Source organism: Alkalihalobacillus alcalophilus ATCC 27647 = CGMCC 1.3604, from assembly GCF_000292245.2.
Lineage (GTDB): Bacteria > Bacillota > Bacilli > Bacillales > Bacillaceae_D > Alkalihalobacillus > Alkalihalobacillus alcalophilus.
This window is the reverse complement of the sequence record NZ_ALPT02000058.1, coordinates 18,712-27,238: the sequence shown is the minus strand read 5'-3', so window position 1 is coordinate 27,238 and position 8,527 is coordinate 18,712. Positions and strand designations below refer to the sequence as shown.

11 protein-coding genes are annotated in these 8,527 nt (G+C 38.0%); 9 read left to right on the top strand and 2 right to left on the bottom strand.

The features are described from left to right. A partial coding sequence (locus BALCAV_RS22835) for a hypothetical protein (protein ID WP_235213121.1) occupies positions 1 to 435 on the bottom strand: 435 nt, incomplete at its 3' end. Between the two features lie 67 nt (positions 436 to 502). Between BALCAV_RS22835 and BALCAV_RS14780 the strand changes: the two genes are divergently transcribed. From BALCAV_RS14780 to yajC, 8 genes are all read left to right on the top strand, one after another. After that, the gene (locus BALCAV_RS14780; protein ID WP_003323605.1) at positions 503 to 1,426 is read left to right on the top strand and encodes a YhcN/YlaJ family sporulation lipoprotein; all 924 of its coding nucleotides are present in this window, start codon (positions 503 to 505) and stop codon (positions 1,424 to 1,426) included. A gap of 283 nt (positions 1,427 to 1,709) precedes the next feature. Continuing rightward, entirely contained in the window at positions 1,710 to 2,108 is a 399-nt protein-coding gene (locus BALCAV_RS14775; RefSeq protein ID WP_052044395.1) for a BofC C-terminal domain-containing protein, read from the top strand. A gap of 201 nt (positions 2,109 to 2,309) precedes the next feature. Continuing rightward, positions 2,310 to 2,924 (top strand): Holliday junction branch migration protein RuvA, encoded by a 615-nt coding sequence (gene ruvA / locus BALCAV_RS14770; protein WP_003323607.1) that lies wholly within the window; start codon positions 2,310 to 2,312, stop codon positions 2,922 to 2,924. A gap of 15 nt (positions 2,925 to 2,939) precedes the next feature. Further along, positions 2,940 to 3,941: a Holliday junction branch migration DNA helicase RuvB gene (gene ruvB / locus BALCAV_RS14765; protein WP_003323609.1), complete on the top strand. Its 1,002-nt coding sequence runs from the start codon at positions 2,940 to 2,942 to the stop codon at positions 3,939 to 3,941. Beyond that, entirely contained in the window at positions 3,938 to 4,156 is a 219-nt protein-coding gene (locus BALCAV_RS14760) for a DUF2905 domain-containing protein (protein ID WP_003323610.1), read from the top strand. Before ruvB ends, BALCAV_RS14760 begins: the two co-directional genes overlap by 4 nt. Positions 4,157 to 4,236: 80 nt before the next feature. Next, positions 4,237 to 5,271 (top strand): tRNA preQ1(34) S-adenosylmethionine ribosyltransferase-isomerase QueA, encoded by a 1,035-nt coding sequence (queA, locus tag BALCAV_RS14755; protein WP_003323611.1) that lies wholly within the window; start codon positions 4,237 to 4,239, stop codon positions 5,269 to 5,271. A 468-nt stretch (positions 5,272 to 5,739) separates the two neighbouring features. After that, on the top strand, positions 5,740 to 6,879 hold the full coding sequence (tgt, locus tag BALCAV_RS14745) for a tRNA guanosine(34) transglycosylase Tgt (RefSeq protein WP_003324556.1): 1,140 nt from the start codon (positions 5,740 to 5,742) through the stop codon (positions 6,877 to 6,879). Between the two features lie 49 nt (positions 6,880 to 6,928). Then, a complete protein-coding gene (gene yajC, locus BALCAV_RS14740) occupies positions 6,929 to 7,192 on the top strand; it encodes a preprotein translocase subunit YajC (protein WP_003324557.1) in 264 nt (87 codons plus the stop codon). A gap of 92 nt (positions 7,193 to 7,284) precedes the next feature. Here yajC and BALCAV_RS14735 read toward each other — a convergent pair whose 3' ends face one another. Next, positions 7,285 to 7,671 carry a TIGR04086 family membrane protein gene (locus tag BALCAV_RS14735; RefSeq protein WP_412142876.1) on the bottom strand — a complete coding sequence of 129 codons (387 nt, stop codon included), beginning with the start codon at positions 7,669 to 7,671 and terminating at the stop codon, positions 7,285 to 7,287. 177 nt (positions 7,672 to 7,848) lie between these two features. On the opposite strand from BALCAV_RS14735, the gene BALCAV_RS14730 reads away from it, so the two are divergent. Further along, the gene (locus tag BALCAV_RS14730; protein ID WP_003324559.1) at positions 7,849 to 8,511 is read left to right on the top strand and encodes a DUF421 domain-containing protein; all 663 of its coding nucleotides are present in this window, start codon (positions 7,849 to 7,851) and stop codon (positions 8,509 to 8,511) included. The last annotated feature ends 16 nt before the right edge of the window (positions 8,512 to 8,527 follow it).

Below are 8,527 nucleotides of genomic sequence, written 5' to 3'. Positions count from 1 at the left end.
AATTAGAGTGCGAATAAAGTGTGATTGGCATGAAAATTGGGATGAAGCAAAATTAGGATGCGAATAAAGCGTGATTGGTAATGAAAATTGAGGTGAAGCCAAATTAGAGTGCGAATAAAGTGTGATTGGTAATGAAAATTGAGGTGAAGCCAAATTAGGGTGCGAATAAAGCGTGATTGGTAATGAAAATTGAGGTGAAGCCAAATTAGGGTGCGAATAAAGCGTGATTGGTAATGAAAATTGAGGTGAAGCCAAATTAGGGTGCGAATAAAGTGTGATTGGTAATGAAAATTGAGGTGAAGCCAAAGTAGGGTGCGAATAAAGCGTGATTGGTAATGAAAATTGGGATGAAGCAAAATTAGCGTCCGTTTCTTTTGGTAAAAGAACACTTTTGATTAAAATCTTGCTAATCCAAGGGAATAATCGGCATGTCACTCAAGATGTAACAGACTAAAAGCAATTCGAAAAAGCCACCATAATAAACGAAAGGGGGCTTTCAAATATGAAGAAAATAGCTTTAACCGTTGCATCTACATTAATGTTAGCAAGTAGTTTAGTCGCTTGTAATCAAGCGGATCAAGCAGGGACAATGAGAAACCATTCTGTTACAGGGGTTGAAATGAGTGGGACGAGACACCAGGTTAATAACTATGGTGCTGAAGGGCCCGTAACAGATATGTTTACGAATAATCGTCATAACCGTACGGAGCGTAGTTACAATTTTCAAAATAACGGTTATTATGGGGCTTCAGAATTTGGTTCAAGTAAAGCACCGACGAACCGTGTCGGTACTTACGGGCCAAGGTCATTTGGTGCTAGCCCATTTGGGATGGAAAATAATCAAATTGGTCACCATGATAGACGAAGTGGTTTTTGGAATCAGGGGATAACAGGTAATGACCGTGCACGTATGGTTGATGAAAATGGTGTCTTAAAAAGACGTTTAACGGACCGCAATTTCGGGGTTCAGTCTAGGTCTCGACATCATGGTGGCGTAAATGTGCAGAATTTCCGTGGGAATCAATCCATTGGGCGCTCTCATACGATGAACCGTACTGGATTCCAAGCGGCGAATTACCATAGTAATTACGATGGTCAAACAGCATCAAAAATTGCTAAACATGTTGAAGCGATTGATGGAGTCGATGATGCTCATGTAATTGTTCATGAAAATAAAATTGTTGTCGCTGTAGATGTAGATAGTCATGCAGATGGTCTTGAGTCTAAAATCAAACGAACAGTCCAAGGTCTTTCAAATGATAAAGATGTCCACGTAGTATCTGATAAAGAAATGTATGGCCGAGTAGAAACAATGGATAATCAACTTCGTTCAGGTGCTGCCTTTGAAGAAATAGGAGCGACTTTTGAAGATATGATTCGCGATCTTGGACGTGCTGTCCAAAGACCTTTTGAACGCTCACGTTAATCTAACGACCTTTCGATTTAATTGAAGTAAAATGAATGAATGGAACCATTTATGGGAACGATGAACCCATAAGTGGTTCTTTTTTATATTTATAAATTAGTGAATCAGGTTGGGTGAAAAATAATGAAGGTAATGAAATATTTAACCACAAAGAAAGAATATCCGATCATCTTATTCCTGATCGTCATAATGGTGAGCACGATCTTTTATTTACAAGGGGACGCAGATGAATCTGTAAAAAAAATCAGAGACAGAAAATGTTGGAGCGTTTGCACCACTTACAATGAATGTCAAATTAGAACGTATTTATTTAGATGGTGGAAAAAGTGAAGAAGCGATTGAGGAGACAATTTGGTCTGTAGAAGATTTCTGGGCACATTATGATGAATGGGAGCTTATTAATCAAAATCAAGAAGAAATTTTATTTCGGATGGAAATCGATGATATATCACCTATTGTTAAAATTAATGGTTATTTTGGCCTCTCAGAAAATGGTTATTTACAAATGTTTGAAGGAAAACCAGAGGAGGAACAAATCATCCAATCCTTTTTTCAAATTGACACAGAAAAATTAGAAACGTATCAACAGCATGAACTAAAAGAAGGCATTCGTATTGAAAATAAAGAACAATATAAACAAATTTTAGATGTGTTAAAAAACCTTGAAAAAGCTGGTGTATAACTGCATTCTGTTCCAAAAAAGGGCCTCAGGAAGTCAATGATGATTTTTTTGAGGTTGTTTGTTTTTGCTGGAATTAAACTGTACATAATATCTGTATTTAAGTAAGGAGGCTACTTTCTCTCCTTGCTTAAATGCTATGACGTCACAGCCTTAGTGTGATAAAATAGAAATAAATGTTCGTACTTGAGGAGAGTTTATTTCGTGATTGAATATGTAACCGGAAAATTAGTGGCAGTTGAAACGCAATACTTAGTAGTTGATCATCATGGTTTAGGGTATCAATTGTTTTGCCCAAATCCATATGTGTTTGAAAAGGAAATGGATAATGAAGTGAAGGTTTTTACGTATCAATATGTAAAAGAGGATTTAATTCGTTTATACGGATTTCAGTCGAAACAAGAACGGAATTTATTTGAGAAGCTTTTGAATGTCTCTGGGATTGGCCCAAAAGGAGCATTAGCCATTTTAGCGTCAGGGCAACCGGAACATGTTGTCGATGCGATTGAAGGAGAAGATGAAGCGTTTTTAGTTAAGTTTCCAGGTGTTGGAAAGAAGACGGCGAGACAAATGATTTTAGATTTAAAAGGAAAACTTGAGGAGTTTACTGTTTCATTACTACAACCGAGCACTGTGGATGAAAATAAGCTCGTGAAAGTGAGAAAAGACAATGAGGCATTGGAGGAAGCATTTGAAGCATTAAGAGCTCTTGGATATGTCGAAAAGGAACTCAAGAAAGTACGGCCATTGCTAGAGAAGGAACAGTTAGCAACAGATGCTTACATAAGAAAAGCATTACAATTGATGCTGAAAGTGTAACGGGAGGTGGATAGGATGGAAGAGCGTATGGTCTCAGCCGAACAGCAACAGGATGAAATGTCCGTCGAGCAGTCGATACGTCCACTTAGCTTATTAGATTATATTGGTCAGGAAGATGTTAAAAAGAACTTAGAGGTTTTTATTGAGGCAGCTAAAATGAGGGAAGAAAGCCTTGACCATGTTTTATTATATGGACCACCAGGACTGGGAAAAACGACTTTGTCAGCTATTATTGCCAATGAAATGAATGTGCAAATGAGAACAACTTCCGGTCCTGCGATTGAAAGACCGGGTGATTTGGCAGCGATTTTGACCGCCCTTGAACCTGGGGATGTGCTTTTTATTGACGAGATTCACCGTTTAAATCGGATGGTTGAAGAAGTCCTTTATCCGGCGATGGAGGATTTTTGTTTAGATATTGTGATCGGCAAAGGTCCAACTGCTAGATCCGTTCGCCTTGATTTGCCCCCTTTTACATTAGTTGGTGCAACGACTAGAGCAGGGATGCTATCAGCTCCGCTTCGTGATCGTTTTGGAGTGATGGCAAGACTAGAGTATTATAACATTGATGAATTGGCTCTTATTGTCAAAAGAACAGCACAAGTGTTTCAAATTGAGTTAGAGCATGAAGCGGCCTTGGAGATTGCCAGTCGTTCTCGTGGGACACCTCGAATTGCTAACCGCCTTTTACGACGAGTTCGCGACTTTGCTCAAGTAAAAGGTGACGGTTCTGTAACGTATGATATGGCGGTTCATGCTTTGGAGAAGTTGCAGGTCGATCAATTGGGGCTAGATCACATTGATCATAAATTATTGTTTGGGATGATTGAGAAGTTTAAAGGTGGACCTGTAGGCTTAGAGACGATTGCTTCAACGATCGGAGAGGAAGCTGAGACAATTGAGGATGTATATGAGCCGTATTTATTACAAATAGGGTTTATTCAAAGGACACCAAGAGGAAGAGTGGTAACGCCAATGTGCTATCAACATTTTCAACTGGAGGGGCCAAAAAAGTGAGTACTTTTCCAAAAATTATCATTACAATAGGTGTGATTTTAATAACGATTGGGATGCTCTGGCAATTAATTGGTCGCTTTATTCCACTTGGCAAATTGCCTGGGGATATTTTTATAAAAGGGGAAAATACGACCTTTTATTTTCCAGTTGTCACATGTTTAATCATTAGTGTTATTCTCTCGCTTATTTTTATGTTAATTGGTCGTTTTCGATAATGCCTTGATTATTTCTTAAAGATTCGATAAAATTATCAAGATGTGCAATTTTGAACGGAATAGAAAAGGTGACAACAAAAATGGAAGTTGAAGAGTTTGATTTTGAATTACCTGAACAATTAATCGCACAGACGCCGCTAAAAGATAGAACGGCGTCTCGTTTGCTTGCCTTAAATAAGTCGACAGGTGAGATAAAAGATGAGCATTTTCCCGATATTCTTAACTATTTAAAAGAGGGAGATTGTCTCGTTTTAAATGATACAAGGGTGCTACCAGCTAGACTGTATGGCATGAAAGCTGATACAGGGGCCAAGATTGAAGTGCTTTTATTAAAACAACTGGATGGTGATAAGTGGGAAACACTTGTTAAACCTGCGAAAAGAATCAAAGAAGGCACAGAAATCATTTTTGGTGAAGGTTTGTTAAAGGCAAAGTGTACAAAAGAATTAGAGCATGGTGGACGAGAGATTGAGCTGATTTATGAAGGGATTTTACATGAAGTATTAGATAACTTAGGTGAAATGCCTTTACCTCCTTATATTAAAGAACAACTTGATGATAAAGAACGTTATCAGACGGTTTTTGCGAAAAATAGAGGCTCAGCCGCTGCCCCGACAGCAGGACTTCACTTTACTGAGGAATTGCTAGAAAAAGTTAGAGAAAAAGGTGTTCATATTGCGATGGTGACACTTCATGTTGGTTTAGGGACTTTTAGACCTGTAAGTGTCGACAAAATTGAAGAACATGAGATGCACGCTGAATTTTATCAAATGAGTGCGGAAACAGCTCAACTTTTACAAAAGGTGAAAAAAAATGGCTCTCGTATTATCGCAGTTGGGACAACATCTGCTCGTACTTTAGAAACGATTATGAAAGAACACGGGCAGTTTTGTGAAACGTCAGGTTGGACATCTATTTTTATATATCCCGGTTTTGAATTTAAAGGATTAGATGCCCTTTTGACGAATTTTCATTTACCTAAGTCAACGCTCGTTATGCTTGTAAGTGCATTAGCCGGCAAAGAGCATGTTATGAACGCCTACCGTCATGCTGTAAACGAACAATATCGCTTTTTTAGCTTTGGAGATGCGATGTTTATTAGTGATTGGAAATAAATTAGTACGTTTTTTGGAATTAACTAGTAAAGCTACGTCCGTTAGAAGTTCGAGAAAAATCGCCCATCTGAATGAAGACAAAGAGCGTCTTCATCAGCTGTTCTTGCCTACAGGACGTGGGTACAAGGCGTTGCGGCAGGATGGCGCGAACTTAGCGTTGATCCTTGATATTCTCACTTCTGAGCAAACGGACTTCGCTTTTTAATCAATCTAGCTACGCCTGTTAGAAGCTCGAGAAAAATCAGTTCGTCTGAATGAAGACAAAAAGCGTCTTCATCAGCCGCCCAGTATTTTTTCTCGCTTCTGAGCGAACAGGCTTCGCTTTTTAATCAATCTAGCTACGTCCGTTAGAAGCTCGAGAAAAATCGCCCATCTGAATGAAGACAAAAAGCGTCTTCATCAGCTGTTCTTATTTTTTCTCGCTTCTGAGCAAACGGACTTCGCTTTTTATTTAAGGAGGAACGATAGATGGCAGCTGTCACCTATGAACTTATAAAAACATGTAAACAATCAGGGGCTCGTCTTGGTAAAGTCCATACACCTCATGGTACAATAGAAACACCGATTTTTATGCCAGTTGGAACACTCGCAACTGTTAAAACAATGAGTCCAGAAGACCTATATGATATGAATGCCCAAATTATTTTAAGCAACACGTATCATCTGTGGTTAAGACCAGGGCATAAAATTATTGAAGAAGCGGGCGGTCTACACCAATTTATGAATTGGAAGCGTCCGATTTTAACTGATTCAGGTGGATTCCAAGTATTTAGTTTAAGCGATTTGAGAAAGATTGAAGAAGAAGGGGTTCATTTCCGTAACCATCTAAGCGGTGAGAAGCTTTTCTTAAGCCCTGAAGAAGCGATGAATATTCAAAATTCTCTTGGCTCCGATATAATGATGGCTTTTGATGAGTGCCCACCATATCCAGCTGATTATGATTATATGAAACAGTCGGTTGAGCGTACAAGCCGTTGGGCTGAGCGCTGTTTAACAGCTCATAAAAGACCAGAGGACCAAGGGTTATTTGGTATTATTCAAGGGGGCGAATACGAAGAACTTCGTAAACAAAGTGCCGCTGATCTTATCTCTTTGGATTTTCCTGGTTATGCTATTGGGGGATTATCTGTTGGGGAACCAAAAGATGTCATGAATCGTGTGCTTGAATTTACAACGCCTTTGATGCCAGCAAATAAACCTAGATATTTAATGGGAGTCGGTTCTCCTGATTCCTTAATCGATGGTGCAATCCGTGGGGTTGATATGTTTGATTGTGTTTTACCAACTCGAATTGCTCGTAATGGTACATGTATGACAAGCGAAGGGCGTTTAGTCGTTCGTAATGCAAAATATGCACGTGACTTTAGACCATTAGATGAAAATTGTGATTGTCATGTTTGTCAAAACTACTCGAGAGCATATATTCGTCACTTAGTAAAATGTGAGGAAACTTTTGGATTTAGATTGACGTCTTACCATAATCTCTATTTCTTATTAAATCTAATGGAACAAGTAAAACAAGCTATTCGTGAGGATCGCTTACTGGACTTTAGAGAAGAATTTTTCGAACAATATGGTTTTAATAAACCGAATGCGAAAAATTTCTAATCATATATAAAAAAGATATGTTTACTAATGAAAGGGGGGAAATATAAAAATGGAAATGATTGTTTCTTTATTACCTTTAATCTTAATGTTTGTAATTTTTTACTTCTTACTTATCCGTCCACAACAGAAGAAACAAAAGGCAATTCGCGAAATGCATACTGCTTTAAAACGTGGCGATAAAATCATTACAATTGGTGGATTACACGGCACAATCGATGCAGTTGATGAGGAAGTAATGGTTGTTCTTGTAAACGATAACCGTAAACTAACTTTTGATAAATCAGCCGTACGTGAAGTGGTAAACCCAGATTGATTAAATAAGAAAGCTGACTTATAGGTCTTTAATGGCCTTAAGTCAGCTTTTTTGTTTAATGTGTAGTTTTGAATGGCATTCAATAGGAATGATTAGGAATTCCCGCCAAAGAGATTAACCCCGACCATTCCACCAAGAGCTCCAATTAGTAAATAACCACCATGATACATATATTGTTCGGTAGTAAATGCTTGATCATACCCTAAAAATTGCACTAGGAATGTGATAAGTGTAAATAAAATAGCCGTTACAGCCCCAATCATTAACCCTTTTGATTTCGATTTAGCCCCTGCCACCAGACCACCGATAAGGATCGTTAAAAAGGCAACAATTTTGATGAGCCAATCAAGAGAGTGTTCTGTTAGATTGGTTAAAGATAAAATGGTAGCGGCGATTAAACTAAAAACAACGGCAACGGAAAAGATTGTTAATAATCCCATGACAACTGCCGGAAAAAAATTTCGATAAGATTCCAACACCCTTCCTCCTCTCCAATAACTTGTCTTACTACAGCTTATTCAGGCTAGTTGAAAAAAATGATGCAAATTAATTTTTATTTACCAAAAGCTACAAGGAACGAAAAGAGAGAAAGCGGACAACCTAATTAATAAAACGAAGTAGCGGTTTTGTGGCTAATGAAGGAAGGGGAAAACGTAATGGATATTTCAGCGATAATCTTTAGAACGGTTCTCGTTTATTGTATCATCCTGCTAGTTTTACGCTTTATGGGCAAGCGGGAAATTGGACAATTATCTGTTCTCGATTTTGTCGTTTCGATTATGATTGCTGAACTTGCTGTTATTTCAATTGATGATGAGCAATCCTCGATGCTTCATTCCATTATCCCATTACTCGTATTAGTAATGATTCAAATTCTTTTTGCTTATTTATCCTTAAAAAGTGAACGATTCCGAAAGCTAATTGATGGAAAACCAACGGTCCTCATTAATGCAGGAAAAATAGATGAACATGAGATGAGAAAGCAACGATATAACTTTGATGACTTGCTCATTCAGTTAAGACAAAATAAAGTAAGTAAATTATCCGATGTTGAGTTTGCTATACTCGAACCTTCCGGGAAGTTGTCTGTCATTGAGAAGGATAAAAAGAAATCGAAGTCAAAGAAAAAACCACAATTGCCACTGCCAATCATTTTAGACGGAAAAATCCAAGAGGATCACTTAGAGGAGATTGGGAAAACTTCCTTATGGGTCAGGCAGCAGATGCGAAAATTAGGTTACCGCGACATTAAAAAAATCTCTTACTGCTCCATTAAGGATGACCAAACATTTTTTATTGATTTAAAGGATGAGAAATAGAAATAAATGAGAGGAA

Coding starts and splice junctions, on each gene's coding strand:
- tgt (WP_003324556.1), top strand. CDS start 5,740: ATGGCAGCTGTCACCTATGAACTTATAAAAACATGTAAACAATCAGGG.
- yajC (WP_003324557.1), top strand. CDS start 6,929: ATGGAAATGATTGTTTCTTTATTACCTTTAATCTTAATGTTTGTAATT.
- BALCAV_RS14730 (WP_003324559.1), top strand. CDS start 7,849: ATGGATATTTCAGCGATAATCTTTAGAACGGTTCTCGTTTATTGTATC.
- queA (WP_003323611.1), top strand. CDS start 4,237: ATGGAAGTTGAAGAGTTTGATTTTGAATTACCTGAACAATTAATCGCA.
- BALCAV_RS14775 (WP_052044395.1), top strand. CDS start 1,710: ATGAATGTCAAATTAGAACGTATTTATTTAGATGGTGGAAAAAGTGAA.
- ruvB (WP_003323609.1), top strand. CDS start 2,940: ATGGAAGAGCGTATGGTCTCAGCCGAACAGCAACAGGATGAAATGTCC.
- BALCAV_RS14780 (WP_003323605.1), top strand. CDS start 503: ATGAAGAAAATAGCTTTAACCGTTGCATCTACATTAATGTTAGCAAGT.